This window comes from Stenotrophomonas maltophilia (genome assembly GCF_002799155.1).
In the GTDB taxonomy this organism is placed as follows: Bacteria; Pseudomonadota; Gammaproteobacteria; order Xanthomonadales; family Xanthomonadaceae; genus Stenotrophomonas; species Stenotrophomonas maltophilia_R.
In genome coordinates this window covers 412,787-425,555 of sequence record NZ_NERD01000002.1, presented here as the reverse complement: position 1 = coordinate 425,555, position 12,769 = coordinate 412,787, and the positions used below count along the sequence as shown (strand labels likewise).

The window sequence follows — 12,769 nt, the reverse complement described above, 5'->3', positions numbered from 1 at the left end:
TCAGAGCCGCTCGCGTGGCGAACGGATCTGACCCCATCGGTTCCATCGGTTCCATCGATCCGCTCAGCCGATCTGGCGGATCACTTCGCCCTTGGCATCGCGCAGGTAGGTCGGCACCACTTCAATGCGCAGTGCCCCCGCCACCGGGTAGATGCCGCGCTCGGCGCGCACGCCCGCCAGGGCCTGCAGCCCCGTCTCATCCAGCGCCCAGCGCGCGCTGTCTGCCGACACCACGCCGGCGTCACCGCGCGCGGCCGGTATGAATTCCCACTGGCGCTCGCGGCTGGCCAGCTCCAGCGATTTGCCGTGGCGCAGGCGCAGCGGCAGCAGCTCGCATACGCTGGCCACCTGGCCGGCACCGAGCACCAGCGTGGTGGCGCCCGCCTCCTGCCGCCAGTCCAGCGTCTCGATGAACAGCATGCCGGTGCTGGAGCCCTCACGCTCGCTGCCGGCCTGCACCTGTGCCGCCAGTGCCGGATCTTCCAGCAAGTTGCTGCGATGCAGGTCGCTGATCCAGAGCGGCATCGCCGGCTGCAGTGCCTGCAGCACGCCGCGCGTCGACCAGCGCTTGACCGCCTCCATCTCCTCATCCGTCAGCCCGACCAACTGCAGGAACAGCAGGTGACCGTTGGCGGTATCGCGCGCGGGAAGCTGCGGGTCGGCGATGAAGGCCAGATGGCACAGCCGCGTGCCGGTCTCCAGCGCAATGGGACCGTTGGCGTTGAGGTGGTGGCCATCCTCGAACACGTTGCCACTGCCGAACACATAGCGCGCCAGGTTCTGCAGCAGGTTCATCGGCCACACCGGCGGCGTGCTGCCGGCGTTCTCACCGGCTTCGGCAGCGAGGCGGAAGGTCAGCTCGAAACCATAGCCGCTGGCGGCGACATCACTGCTCTCCTTGGCGTACAGCTCGGAGAAGCCGTAGGTGATGTAGTGCCAGTGCGGGATCGGCGTTTCCGCCCAGTACACGCTGATGCCATCCAGCGGATCCTGGCCACCGAGCGTGTACGGCAGCGCGGTGCCGAAGTGGCGCGGCTCCTGGCCGGCATACAGCGGCGCCAGCGCCGCATTGATCGCGTCCCAGCCTGGGGTGTCGGTGTCGTCGTGGTCGTCCTGCACGCGGGACTCCTTGTGGGGAAGTGAACCGATCACTTTACGCGGTGGCTCAGGCCTGCACGACCTCAGTGCCAGCGTTCACCAGGGCCGCCTGGGTTTCCTGCCACCAGCGCTGCGCCAATGCCGGGCTGCGCGCCTTGCCCACCGCCGTCAGCAGTTCCGGGCACAAGCGCTCCAGCGCCAGCGCATCGGTGCAGCGTTCGATCTTCAACTGCATGAAGTAGCCCTTCAGGCCCAGGTGGCGGCGCACCGCCTCGCTCATCGCAGCATACAACTGCTGGTACAGCGCCGGATCCTGTTCGCGGCCGGTGCTGATACCACGCGCCGGCGCCACCTCTGCGCTTCCGCCGATCACTTCGATCAGGCCTTGTGCGGCCAGCTGTTCCAATGCATCGGGTGGTGCGCGCAGGCCTTCGAACAGGCCACGCAGCTCGGTGTCGTCGCGATGGCCATCGACCATCAGCAGGATTGAACGCAGTGCCGCCGGCAGGCGCCGGCTACGGTCTTCGATTTCCTGACGGCCAGCAGCCGTCTTGGCGTGCAGCAATGCCATTGCCTCCCCCCTCCCTTGATGCGCAATGCCAGCGCACCCTCGCGGGCACGCCCCCCTGGGTGCCATCCCCGGGCGGCACGCGCGTTCCCCGGCGCGCGCCGCGTGTTGCAGGTCGATGACAGGCCGAGCTTAGCGCAAGTGCGCAGAGTAGTGCCGGTCGCTGGCCGGCAACCTGGGGATCGATGGGGGTGCCGGCCAGCGGCCGGCGCTACCTGGTCAACGGCCCAGCGCCCGGCGGATCTCCTCCAGCGCGCTGGGGTCGTCCAGTGTGGACAGGTCACCCGGGTCGCGCTGCTCGGCCAGCGCCTGCAACGAGCGCCGCAGCAGCTTGCCGGAACGGGTCTTGGGCAGCGCGTTGACCACGTGCACGTGCGCCGGGCGCGCCACCGCACCAAGCGAGGTGGTCACCGTGGCCATCATCTCGGCTACCAGCGCCGCCGGATCCTCGCCATCCAGCCCCTGCTTGAGGGTGACGAATACCAGCGGCACCTGCCCCTTCAGTTCGTCCTTGACCCCGATCACAGCGGCCTCCGCCACGCGTGGATGGCTGGAGATGGCCTCCTCGATCTCGCGCGTGCCCAGCCGATGCCCGGCCACGTTGATCACATCGTCGGTACGGCCAAGGATGAAGGTGTAACCATCGTCGTCGCGGATCGCCCAGTCCAGCGAGCTGTACAGCAGTTCCTTGAAGTGGCTGAAGTAGCTCTGCAGGAATCGGTTGTCGTCGTTCCACACCGTGCTCATGCAGCCCGGCGGCAAGGGCGGCGACACCACCAGCACACCCTTCTGCCCCGGGGCGACTTCCTCGCCGGTGTTCTCGTCGATCACCTTCATCCGGTAACCAAGGTTGGGGAAGCCCGGTGAACCGAAGCGCACCGGCTTCATCTCCAGGCCCGGCAGCAGGGTCAGCGCCGGCCAACCGGTTTCGGTCTGCCAGTAGTTGTCGATGATCGGCTTGCCGAGCGCTTCGCTGATCCAGTGCGCCGTCGGTTCGTCCAGCGGTTCGCCCGCCAGGAACAGGTACTTCAGCGCGCGCAGGTCGTGGCGATGGATGAAATCCGCGTCGTGCTTCTTCAGCACGCGGATGGCGGTGGGCGATGAGAACATCGTGCGCACGTTGTACTGCTCGCACAGCGCCCACCAGATGCCGGGGTCCGGGTTGGTCGGCAGCCCTTCGTACAGCAGCGAGGTGCAGCCGCCGATCAGCGGGCCGTACACATTGTAGGAATGGCCTACCGCCCAGCCGACATCGGAAGTGGAGAACATCACCTGTCCCGGCTTGCAGTCGAACACGGTTTCCATCGACTGTGCCATCGCCACCGCGTAGCCGCCGACATCGCGCTGCACACCCTTCGGCTTGCCGGTGGTGCCGGAGGTATACAACAGGTAGCTCGGCTCGCTCGCTTCCAGCCACTGCACCGGCACATCGACTTCACCGATCTGCGCACGCAGCTCGGCGTACTCCACATCGCGGCCCGGCACGCGTGGTTCGGCGGCATCCAGTCCGCGCGACACGATCAGCACGTGCGGCGGTGGCGATGTGGCTTCGGCGCAGGCGGCGTCCACCATCGGCTTGTACGGAATCAATTTGCCACCGCGCATGCCGGCATCGGCGGCGATCAGCAGCTTGGGCTTGGCGTCGTCGATGCGCAGCGCCAGGTTGTGCGCGGCAAAGCCACCGAACACGACCGAATGCACGGCGCCGATGCGCGCGCAGGCCAGCATCGCGAACACGGCTTCGGCCATGTTCGGCATGTAGATCACCACACGATCACCGTGACCGACGCCGAGATGCTTGAGCACGGCGGCGAAGTCGTTCACTTCGCGATACAGCTGGCGGTAAGTGATCTCGCGGGTGCTGTTGGTCTCGGTGGAAATAGCGACCAGCGCAAGCTGCTCGGCACGCTCGGCCAGGTGCCGATCGACCGCGTTGTAGCAGAGATTGGTCTCGCCGCCGACGAACCAGCGCCGGAACGGCGGATTGCTGTAGTCGAGCACCTGCTGCGGCGGTGTGTGCCAATGGATGCGCTTGGCTTCCTCGCCCCAGAAGGCCTCCGGCTCGTCGATCGAGCGACGGTAGGTTTCCTCGTAGTTCATGACGCAGCCCTCCCAGACAAAGTCATGGGTTCGAGGATAGTCCGGCGCTGCCGCGCGGGCCGCCCTACCTTGGTAGGGGGTGGGGTTTTGTTCTGCAGGGCTTGCAGCCCTGCACCTGCCCAAGCCGAAGCAACAGCAGAAGCTGGCTTACTGGGGGATGGCGGGATGGGTCCGGTTGCGGGGGACGCCGTGAATCCGTCCATGGAGGCTCGGTCGCCGCATCCATGCGGCTCGCGCCCCCGCAACCGGACCCACCCCGCCTTCGACAGTTCTCCGCGATCTGTCGGAACGACGTTCTGCCTTGGTGGGTGTCGACCTTGGTCGACACCGTAGATCCACGCATGCGTGGATGCATTTCGATTTCAATTCGAAATATTCGATTCCGATTGAGATTCATCCACGCATGGCATGGATCTACTGGCTACCGGCCAACTGTCGAAGGCGGGGCACTGTGGGTTTGCGGGGTGTGAGCGGCATGGATGCCGCGACCAAGCCCCCATGGATGGGTTTACGGCGTCCCCGCAAACCCACAGTGCCCCGCCATCCCACGGAATGCCGCGTTGGCTTTTGACGTTGCCGTTGCTTGAAGACAGGTGCAGGGCGCAGCCCTGCCGACACACTTACTCTCTAGAAGGGAGCCGCAGACTCGAACGCGAGCACCTCGCCTGTCACCGGATGGGTGAACCACAGGCTGCGCGCATGCAGATGCACGCGCTGCGAAGGCGCGGCGTCATACAGCACGTCGCCAACGATGGGATGGCCGAGACTGGCCATGTGCAGGCGCAGCTGATGGCTGCGGCCGGTGACCGGCTCCAGCGCCACCCGGGTGCGTCGCGCCTCAACATCGCGAGCCAGTACGTGCCAGCGTGTCAGCGCCGGCTTGCCACGTTCATGATCGATCCTCTGCTTCGGCCGGTTCGGCCAGTCCACGATCAACGGCAGGTCCACTTCGCCGGCATCGCCATCGAGCAGCCCCTGCACCACCGCTTCGTACCGCTTGCCGACCTGGCGCTGCTCGAACTGCATCGACAACGCCGCCTGCATTTCCTTGCCACGCGCATGCAGCAGCAGGCCGGAGGTCACCTGGTCCAGCCGGTGGACGGTCAACGCGTCCGGGTACAACGCCTGCAGGCGCGCGACCACGCAGTCCTGGTTGTCTGCGCTGCGGCCGGGCACGGACAGCAGGCCGGCCGGCTTCTCGGCCACCAGCAGCGCGTCATCGATGTAATGCAGGTGGATCATGCGGTTCCGTATCCGTCCAAACAAAAACGGGGAAGCCGAAGCTTCCCCGTTTTCTGCGTATCGGCCAACGGCCGGTACCTACCTCGATGGAAGACGTACCGGCCAGGGCCGGCACCGCCTGCATCAGCCCAGCAGGTGGGCGACGCCGGCGCGCTCTTCTTCCAGCTCGGCCAGGGTCTTGTCGATGTACTTCTGGCTGAAGTCGTCGATCGGCAGATCCTTGACCAGGGTGTACTTGCCGTTCTCGGTGGTCACTGCGAAACCGAAGATCACGCCTTCCGGAATGCCGTAGGAACCGTCGGAGGGCACACCCATGGTGACCCACTTGCCGTTGCTGCCCAGCACCCAGTCACGCACGTGGTCGATGGCGGCATTGGCGGCCGAAGCAGCCGAGGACGAGCCGCGGGCTTCGATGATCGCCGCGCCGCGCTTGCCGACGGTCGGGATGAAGGTATTGGCGTTCCACTCCTGATCGTTGATCGCATCGGCGATCGACGCACCATCGGCGGTGGCGAAACGGTAGTCCGGGTACATGGTCGGGCTGTGGTTGCCCCACACGACCAGCTTCTCCATGCCACCGACCGGCTTGCCGAGCTTGGTCGACAGCTGGCTCAGCGCGCGGTTGTGGTCCAGGCGCAGCATGGCGGTGAAGTTTTCCGGCTTCAGGTCCGGGGCCGACTTCATGGCGATGTAGGCGTTGGTGTTGGCCGGGTTGCCGACCACCAGCACCTTCACGTCACGGCTGGCGACCTTGTTCAGCGCCGCGCCCTGGGCGGTGAAGATCTTGGCGTTTTCCAGCAGCAGGTCCTTGCGCTCCATGCCCGGGCCACGCGGACGTGCACCCACCAGCAGGGCGATGTCAGCGTCCTTGAACGCGACTTCAGCGTCGTCGGTGCCGACCATGCCGGCCAGCAGCGGGAAGGCGCAGTCTTCCAGTTCCATCATCACGCCCTTCAGGGCGGCCTGGGCCTTGTCGACCGGCAGCTCCAGCAGCTGCAGGATGACCGGCTGGTCCTTGCCCAGCATTTCGCCGGAGGCGATGCGGAACAGCAGGGCATAACCGATCTGGCCGGCGGCGCCGGTCACGGCAACACGAACGGGTGCTTTCATGGGGGTTTCCTCTTGCTTGCAAGCGTTTGATGGGACGCCGCGGGCGTGGCCACGCAGGCCTGGCGGGCGGCGGGGAACAGGGAAACGGCCACCCGTGGGTGGCCGTTTCGAAGGGGGATCAGGCGGCGAGGTGCTTGTTCCACTCCGCGACGCGCTCGGCCTGCGCGGCCAGCACGGCGTCGACGTCGCCTTCCAGGGTGATCGAATGGATCACGTCGCCCTGCTTGACCGAATCGACGATGGCCTGGCCTTCCAGGACCTTGCCGAAGACGGTGTGGCGGCCATCCAGCCAATCGGTCTTGATGTGGGTGATGAAGAACTGGCTGCCGTTGGTGTTCGGGCCGGCGTTGGCCATCGACAGCGAGCCGACCTCGTGCTTCACGCCATTCTTCTCGTCTTCGAACTTGTAGCCCGGGCCGCCAGTGCCACGACCCTGCGGGCAGCCGCCCTGGATCATGAAGTCGGCGATCACGCGGTGGAAGATCAGGCCGTCATAGAAGCCGTGCTTGACCAGGTTCACGAAGTTGGCCACGGTCAGCGGCGCCTTGTCGGCGAACAGCTCGACCTTGATCGGGCCCTGGGTGGTGTCGAAAGTGGCGATGAGGGACATGAAGATCCTTGATGCAGAGGGGAACGCGTCTAGCCACCTAGTTTACACCTGCCTCGCGGCGGCGGCGGCTTCGACCATGGGCGCAGTTCCGGGCTTCAGCCACCGGATGGGCCTCACGCCGTACAGGCCAGGTGGCCTCGACCGGCAGCGTGGACAGCCAGCTGAATGGGTCCCGAGACCGATGTGAAATCCACCTTTTCGCGAATCGTCAAGTTCGACGTATAATGTTGGACTTCTTTTTCCAAATCCGGCGCCGACTGGCCCCCTTTCGTATGTCCATCGAAAATCTTCGCAACATCGCCATCGTCGCCCACGTCGACCATGGCAAGACCACCCTGGTCGACCAGCTGCTGAAGCAGTCCGGCACCCTGTCCGAGCGCACCGTCCTCGCCGAGCGCGTGATGGACAGCAACGACCAGGAAAAGGAACGCGGCATCACCATCCTGGCCAAGAACACCGCCATCACCTGGGAAGACAAGAAGACCGGCATCAAGAACCGGATCAACATCGTCGACACCCCCGGCCACGCCGACTTCGGCGGTGAGGTCGAGCGCGTGCTGTCGATGGTCGACACCGTGCTGATCCTGGTCGACGCGATGGACGGCCCGATGCCGCAGACCCGCTTCGTGACCCAGAAGGCCTTCGCGATGGGCTTCAAGCCGATCGTCGTGGTCAACAAGGTCGACCGTCCGGGCGCCCGTCCGGAGTGGGTGATCGACCAGGTCTTCGACCTGTTCGACAAGCTCGGCGCCACCAACGAGCAGCTGGACTTCCCGATCGTCTACGCCTCGGGCCTGAACGGCTACGCCGGCCTGGAAGACACCGTGCGCGACGGCGACATGACCCCGCTGTACGAAGCGATCATGCAGCACGCGCCGAAGCCGGAAGTGGACCCGGAAGGCCCGTTCCAGATGCGCATCAGCCAGCTGGACTACAACAACTTCGTGGGCGTGATCGGCATCGGCCGCATCCAGCGCGGCACCCTGAAGAAGAACATGCAGGTCGCCGTCATCGACCGTGAAGGCAAGAAGCGCAATGGCAAGGTGCTGCAGGTGCTGGGCTTCATGGGCCTGGAGCGCATCGAGCAGGATTCGGCCGAAGCCGGCGACATCGTGGCCATCTCCGGCATCCAGGAGCTGACCATCTCCGACACCATCTGCGCACCGGACTTCCCGGAAGCGCTGCCGGCGTTGACCGTCGACGAGCCGACCATCTCGATGACCTTCCAGGTCAACAACTCGCCGTTCGCCGGCAACAAGGACCTGTCCGGTGGCAAGTTCCTGACCAGCCGGCAGATCAAGGACCGCCTGGACCGTGAAAAGGTCCACAACGTGGCCCTGAAGGTCGAGCAGCTGGAAGACGCTGACAAGTTCCTGGTCTCCGGCCGTGGCGAACTGCACCTGTCGGTGCTGATCGAGAACATGCGTCGCGAAGGCTACGAGCTGGCCGTGTCGCGCCCGGAAGTGATCATCAAGGAAATCGACGGCCAGTTGATGGAGCCGATCGAGCAGCTGGTGGTGGACATCGAAGAAATCCACCAGGGCGGCGTGATGGAAAAGCTGGGCACCCGCAAGGGCCAGCTGAAGAACATGGAATCGGACGGCAAGGGCCGCGTGCGCCTGGAATACTCGATCCCGGCTCGTGGCCTGATCGGTTTCCAGAACGAGTTCAAGACCCTGACCCAGGGTTCGGGCCTGCTGTTCCACGTGTTCGACCACTACGGTCCGAAGGAGCAGGGCGCGATCGCCAAGCGCATCAACGGCGTGATGATCGCCAATGCGCCGGGCACCACGCCGGCCTACTCGCTGGGCCCGCTGCAGGAACGCGGCAAGCTGTTCGCTGCTGAAGGCGACAACGTGTATGAGGGTCAGCTGGTCGGTATCCACTCCAAGGACAACGACCTGACCGTCAACGCAATCAAGACCAAGCCGTTGACCAACATGCGCGCTTCGGGCAAGGACGATGCGATCCAGCTGACCCCGGCGATCAAGTACTCGCTGGAACAGGCCCTGGACTTCATCGAAGACGACGAGCTGGTCGAGATCACCCCGAAGGAGATCCGCCTGCGCAAGAAGTTCCTGACCGAAAGCGACCGCAAGAAGGCTTCGCGCGGCGGCTGAGCCAGCACCCCGTGAACCAGAGCGGCTACAACCCGGATCCACACCGGCATCCGGGTCTGCATGTCATCGCCCTGCTCGAAGCGAGCAAGGCGATGCTGGCACTGTTGGCCGCCACCGGGCTGGAAGTGCTCGGTCCGCAGCCGCTGCGGCACGGCATCATGGTCCTGATCCGGCGTTTCAGCCTGGATCCGGACCATGGCACCCTGCCGTCGCTGCTGCACATGATCAGCCCCGACGCGGTGCACCTGGCCGCGGCGGGGATGATCGGCTACGGCCTGCTGCACCTGGTCGAAGCCTGGGGCCTGTGGCGGGCAAAGGCCTGGGCCTCCTGGCTGGGCTGCCTGACCGCCTCGCTGTACCTGCCCTTCGACATCTTCGCGATCATCCGCCACCCCGGCTGGCCGTCGTGGACGATCCTGGCGATCAACCTGATCGTGGTCTACGTCCTCGCCCGCGACCTGCGCAAGCGCCACCGCTGAGCACCGGCTACACTGGGGATTGGAGCCGACCAAGCCGCCCCATGCGCCTGTCCTTGCCGCCTCTGCTGACCTGCCTGCTCGCCGCGCTGCCTGCGCTGCTTTCGGCTGGCTGCAGCCCGGCCACATCCAGCGCGCATGCGGCCGAACCTGCGAGCCGCAACGTGCCGTTCCCTTACGCCGAAACCGATGTCGCCGACCTGCAGGCGCGGATGACCGCCGGTGAGCTGGACAGCACCACCCTGACCCAGGCCTACCTGCAGCGCATCGCCAGCCTGGACCGCACCGGGCCACGCCTGCGCGCGGTGATCGAGCTCAACCCGGATGCAGTGAAGGAAGCCGCTGCGCGCGACCGCGAGCGCCGCGATGGACGCCTGCGCGGCCCGCTGCACGGCATTCCGGTACTGCTGAAGGACAACATCAACGCCACTCCGATGGCTACCAGCGCCGGCTCGCTGGCACTGCAGGGCTTCCGCCCTGAGGACGCGTACGTGGTGCGGCGCCTGCGGGACGCCGGTGCGGTGGTGCTGGGCAAGACCAATCTCAGCGAGTGGGCCAATTTCCGCGGCAACGATTCAGTGTCCGGCTGGAGCGCACGCGGTGGCCAGACCCGCAATCCCTATCGCCTCAGCCACTCGCCCTGCGGTTCCAGCAGCGGCAGCGCGGTGGCGGTCGCCGCCAACCTGGCCAGCGTAGCCATCGGCACCGAAACCGATGGCAGCATCGTCTGCCCTGCGGCGATCAATGGCATCGTCGGCCTCAAGCCGACCGTCGGCCTCGTCAGCCGCGAGGGTATCATCCCGATTTCCTTCAGCCAGGACACCGCAGGGCCGATGACGCGCAGCGTCGCGGACGCGGCGGCCGTACTGACCGCGATCGCCGGCCGCGATGATGCCGACCCGGCCACTGCGACCATGCCCGGCCGCGCAGTGTACGACTACACCGCGCGATTGGATCCGCAGGGCCTGCGTGGCAAGCGCATCGGCCTGCTGCAGACACCGCTGCTGAAGTACCGCGGCATGGCGCCGCTGATCGAACAGGCGGCCAACGAGTTGCGTCGGGCCGGTGCCGTCGTGGTGCCGGTGGAGCTGCCCAACCAGGGCGCCTGGGCCGAGGCCGAACGCACGGTGCTGCTGTACGAGTTCAAGGCCGGGCTGGAGCGATACTTCAGCACCTACCGCGCTCCCCTGCGCAGCGTGGCCGATCTGATCGCCTTCAACCAGGCGCACAGCAAGCAGGAACTGGGCCTGTTCGGCCAGGAACTGCTGGTGGAGGCCGATGCCACTGCCGGCCTGGCCGACCCCGCCTATATCCGCGCACGCAGCGATGCACGCCGGCTGGCCGGACCGGAAGGCATCGATGCCGCCCTCTCCGCCCACCAGCTCGATGCCCTGGTGGCACCGACCACCGGCGTGGCATGGCCGATCCGCAGCGAAGGCGACGACTTTCCCGGCGAGAGTTACAGCGCCGCCGCCGTGGCCGGTTATCCCAGCCTGACCGTCCCGATGGGCCAGATCAATGGCCTGCCGGTCGGCCTGCTGTTCATGGGCACCGCCTGGAGCGAACCGAAGCTGATCGAAATGGCCTACGCCTATGAACAGCGCACCCGCGCGCGGCGACCACCGCACTTCGACACCGACACCCTGATCGACGCCGGCGAACCGTGATCCAGTAGTGCCGGCTGCTGGCCGCCAGATCCCGGGTCGGCAGCCAGCGACCCGCGCTACCGTTCGGGTTCCGGCTCCACCGGTACGATTGCCGCCTCTCCATCTTCAGCACCCGGCGAACGCACATCTGCGGTACGTGCACGTGGCCCGCGCGGCATGTCCAGTTCGTCTGCATGCTGCAGCCGCGCACGCACCTGCGGCAGTGCCTGCGGGTGCTCGCGCGCAAGGAAATCGAGCATGCGTTCGCGCACCAGGCAGCGCAGATCGAAGGCATCACCGGAGCTGCGCGCACTGACCAGCAGGCGCACCTGGATCGCACGTTCGCTGGTCTCGGTCACCTGGGTCACGCAGACCCGGCCATCCCACAGCGCCTCACCCCGGCAGATCCGCTCCAGCTCAGCGCGGATCGCCGCGATCGGCGCACGATAGTCCAGCCACAGGAACGCCGTGCCGAGCAGGTCCGCGCTGCGCCGCGTCCAGTTCTGGAAGGGGTTCTCGATGAACCAGGTCAGCGGCACCACCATCCGCCGCTCATCCCAGATGCGCACCACCACATAGCTGCTGCCGATCTCCTCGATGCGCCCCCACTCACCTTCGACGATCACCACGTCATCCAGCCGGATCGGCTGCGTCACCGCGATCTGCAGGCCGGCGATCAGGTTGCCGAACACCGGCTTGGCCGCGATACCGGCCACCAGGCCGATCAGGCCCGCCGAGGCCAGCAGCGCGGTACCGATTTTCTGCACCATCGGGAACGTCAGCAGCACCAGCGACGCGCCCAGCACGATGATGCCACCCATCAGCACGCGGCTGAGCACCCGCGTCTGGGTCTGGATGCGGCGTGCTTCCAGGTTGTCGGAGACATCGATGGGATGACTGCGCAGGATTGCCCGCTCACCCGCCGCCACCGCCCGCACCAGCAGCCAGATGAAGCACGCGGTCAGCGCGATGTGCAGCACGTGCTGCAGGTTGGCCAGCAGCGGATCCTGCAGCGGCGTGGCCTGCAATGCGGGGATCAGCAGCAGCAGCGGCCACGCGGTGGCCATCGGCAGACCGAGCACACGTCCGATGCGTGCACGCCGGCGGTCGCGCCCTTTCAGCCGATGGTAGACCCACAGGATCAGCCACGCGCCGATGCCGCCCACCACTACGGCCAATCCCAACGGCCATGCGTATGCCTGTGCGCTTTGCCAGTGCACCACTGTTACCTCCACTCGAACAGCCAGGCGGACAGCCTCGCGCATGGGGCATGAGCGTCACGTCAGTCGTTCGTAAGGAGGGTGTTGGTCGGCAGGGCTTGCAGCCCTGCACCTGCCAGAATCCGAAGCAACTGCAACAGCAACAGCAGAAGCTGGCATTCCGTGGGATGGCGAGGTGGGTCCGGTTGCGGGGGACGCCGTAAATCCGTCCATGGAGGCTCGGTCGCGCCATCCATGGTGCTCACGCCCCCGCAACCGGACCCACCCCGCCTTCGACAGTTTTCTGCGATCTGCAGTAGATCCACGCCATGCGTGGATGAATCTCCATTGGAATCGAATATTCCGAATTGGAATCGAAAAGCATCCACACATGGCGTGGATCTATCGTGTCGACCAGGGTCGACACCTACCAACAGCCGCCGGAATCTGTCAGAGGTGGGGTGGTGTCGGAGTGCGGGGTGTCAGCCGCATGGATGCGGCTGCCAAGCCTACAGGGACGTACTTGCGGCGTCCCCGCACTCCGACACCACCCCGCCATCCCACGGAATGCATGCTGTTGCCGTTGCTTCGGCCGTTGCC

10 protein-coding genes are annotated in these 12,769 nt (G+C 66.0%); 3 read left to right on the top strand and 7 right to left on the bottom strand.

The window, feature by feature from the left end; genetic code table 11:
• Window positions 1-63: 63 nt before the first annotated feature.
• The 6 genes from B9Y82_RS02470 to B9Y82_RS02435 form a co-directional block, all read right to left on the bottom strand.
• The gene (locus B9Y82_RS02470) at window positions 64-1,119 is read right to left on the bottom strand and encodes a suppressor of fused domain protein (RefSeq protein WP_100471404.1); all 1,056 of its coding nucleotides are present in this window, start codon (window positions 1,117-1,119) and stop codon (window positions 64-66) included.
• 46 nt (window positions 1,120-1,165) lie between these two features.
• Window positions 1,166-1,669, bottom strand: coding sequence for a hypothetical protein (locus B9Y82_RS02465; RefSeq protein WP_100471403.1), 504 nt, complete (start codon window positions 1,667-1,669; stop codon window positions 1,166-1,168).
• A 216-nt stretch (window positions 1,670-1,885) separates the two neighbouring features.
• On the bottom strand, window positions 1,886-3,766 hold the full coding sequence (prpE, locus tag B9Y82_RS02460; RefSeq protein ID WP_100471402.1) for a propionate--CoA ligase: 1,881 nt from the start codon (window positions 3,764-3,766) through the stop codon (window positions 1,886-1,888).
• Window positions 3,767-4,393: 627 nt separating this feature from the next.
• Window positions 4,394-5,008, bottom strand: coding sequence for an RluA family pseudouridine synthase (locus B9Y82_RS02445; RefSeq protein WP_100471400.1), 615 nt, complete (start codon window positions 5,006-5,008; stop codon window positions 4,394-4,396).
• Window positions 5,009-5,131: 123 nt separating this feature from the next.
• A complete protein-coding gene (locus B9Y82_RS02440; protein WP_004153634.1) occupies window positions 5,132-6,118 on the bottom strand; it encodes a malate dehydrogenase in 987 nt (328 codons plus the stop codon).
• Between the two features lie 118 nt (window positions 6,119-6,236).
• Window positions 6,237-6,728, bottom strand: coding sequence for a peptidylprolyl isomerase (locus tag B9Y82_RS02435; RefSeq protein WP_004153629.1), 492 nt, complete (start codon window positions 6,726-6,728; stop codon window positions 6,237-6,239).
• A gap of 272 nt (window positions 6,729-7,000) precedes the next feature.
• On the opposite strand from B9Y82_RS02435, the gene typA reads away from it, so the two are divergent.
• Genes typA through B9Y82_RS02420 form a run of 3 tightly spaced genes read left to right on the top strand, consistent with a single transcriptional unit; the run spans window position 7,001 to window position 10,991 of the window.
• Complete coding sequence (gene typA / locus B9Y82_RS02430; protein WP_100471399.1) at window positions 7,001-8,848, top strand: translational GTPase TypA; 1,848 nt, start codon at window positions 7,001-7,003, stop codon at window positions 8,846-8,848.
• 11 nt (window positions 8,849-8,859) lie between these two features.
• Window positions 8,860-9,327: a DUF2127 domain-containing protein gene (locus B9Y82_RS02425; protein WP_005415426.1), complete on the top strand. Its 468-nt coding sequence runs from the start codon at window positions 8,860-8,862 to the stop codon at window positions 9,325-9,327.
• Between the two features lie 41 nt (window positions 9,328-9,368).
• A complete protein-coding gene (locus B9Y82_RS02420) occupies window positions 9,369-10,991 on the top strand; it encodes an amidase (RefSeq protein ID WP_100471398.1) in 1,623 nt (540 codons plus the stop codon).
• 56 nt (window positions 10,992-11,047) lie between these two features.
• Here the strand turns inward: B9Y82_RS02420 and B9Y82_RS02415 are convergent, their stop codons facing one another.
• Window positions 11,048-12,235, bottom strand: a complete 1,188-nt coding sequence (locus B9Y82_RS02415) for a mechanosensitive ion channel family protein (protein ID WP_238381530.1) — start codon at window positions 12,233-12,235, stop codon at window positions 11,048-11,050.
• Between the last annotated feature and the right edge of the window lie 534 nt (window positions 12,236-12,769).

Bases quoted from the DNA above. Each gene is read 5' to 3' on its own strand.
- B9Y82_RS02445 (WP_100471400.1), bottom strand. From the start codon at position 5,008: ATGATCCACCTGCATTACATCGATGACGCGCTGCTGGTGGCCGAGAAG.
- B9Y82_RS02440 (WP_004153634.1), bottom strand. From the start codon at position 6,118: ATGAAAGCACCCGTTCGTGTTGCCGTGACCGGCGCCGCCGGCCAGATC.
- B9Y82_RS02420 (WP_100471398.1), top strand. From the start codon at position 9,369: ATGCGCCTGTCCTTGCCGCCTCTGCTGACCTGCCTGCTCGCCGCGCTG.
- B9Y82_RS02415 (WP_238381530.1), bottom strand. From the start codon at position 12,235: ATGCGCGAGGCTGTCCGCCTGGCTGTTCGAGTGGAGGTAACAGTGGTG.
- typA (WP_100471399.1), top strand. From the start codon at position 7,001: ATGTCCATCGAAAATCTTCGCAACATCGCCATCGTCGCCCACGTCGAC.
- B9Y82_RS02435 (WP_004153629.1), bottom strand. From the start codon at position 6,728: ATGTCCCTCATCGCCACTTTCGACACCACCCAGGGCCCGATCAAGGTC.
- prpE (WP_100471402.1), bottom strand. From the start codon at position 3,766: ATGAACTACGAGGAAACCTACCGTCGCTCGATCGACGAGCCGGAGGCC.
- B9Y82_RS02465 (WP_100471403.1), bottom strand. From the start codon at position 1,669: ATGGCATTGCTGCACGCCAAGACGGCTGCTGGCCGTCAGGAAATCGAA.